This is a genomic window from Rhodobacter capsulatus, from assembly GCF_005144475.1.
GTDB classification, from domain to species: Bacteria; Pseudomonadota; Alphaproteobacteria; order Rhodobacterales; family Rhodobacteraceae; genus Rhodobacter; species Rhodobacter capsulatus_C.
This window is the reverse complement of sequence record NZ_SWJZ01000127.1, coordinates 1-533: the sequence shown is the minus strand read 5'-3', so window position 1 is coordinate 533 and position 533 is coordinate 1. Positions and strand designations below refer to the sequence as shown.

Here is a 533-nt window from a genome sequence, read left to right as displayed (position 1 = left end):
CTGCGCCCCCTCGGGCGCAAGATAGCGCCCCACCAGCGCCGAGGTGGCCGCCGTGCGCAGCGCCGTCAGCAGCGTCATTTCCGTCAAAAGCAGCGGATAGCCGGTGCTGACCGAGGCGAGCACGCCAAAGGCGGTGACGGTCTGATAGCCCGCCCGCATGTTGCCCGGATGGCCGTTCACATATTTAAACCCGTAGCTTTCCGCATCGGCCGTCGGCATCAGCTCGATCACGCCGTCGCGCGAATGGCTGGCCACGCGGGGCGTCTTGTCGAATTCGGGCCAGCGGCGGAAATCGGCCTCGATATGGCCCGCCAGATCCGTAATGAACCGTTCGACGCCGATCGCATGCACGAGACGCATCATGTTCGCGACCGAGACGAAGGGCACGAAGGCCAGCTGCGAGGGTTGCGGGCGCAGCCTCATGCGAAGCTCCGGGTCTGACGGTCCAGCACGCGGCGGCCGAACAGGCTGGCGGTCAGGTCGCAGATCAGCGCGGCGGTGCGGCCGCGCTCGTCGAGGAACGGGTTCAGCTC

At 67.2% G+C, this 533-nt stretch carries 2 pseudogenes; both read right to left on the bottom strand.

The features are described 5' to 3' along the window. A pseudogene (locus tag FBT96_RS19425) lies at positions 1-423 on the bottom strand (ornithine cyclodeaminase); the annotation flags it as partial. After that, positions 420-533 (bottom strand): annotated as a pseudogene (locus FBT96_RS21390) (arginase); the annotation flags it as partial. The pseudogenes FBT96_RS19425 and FBT96_RS21390, both read right to left, overlap by 4 nt.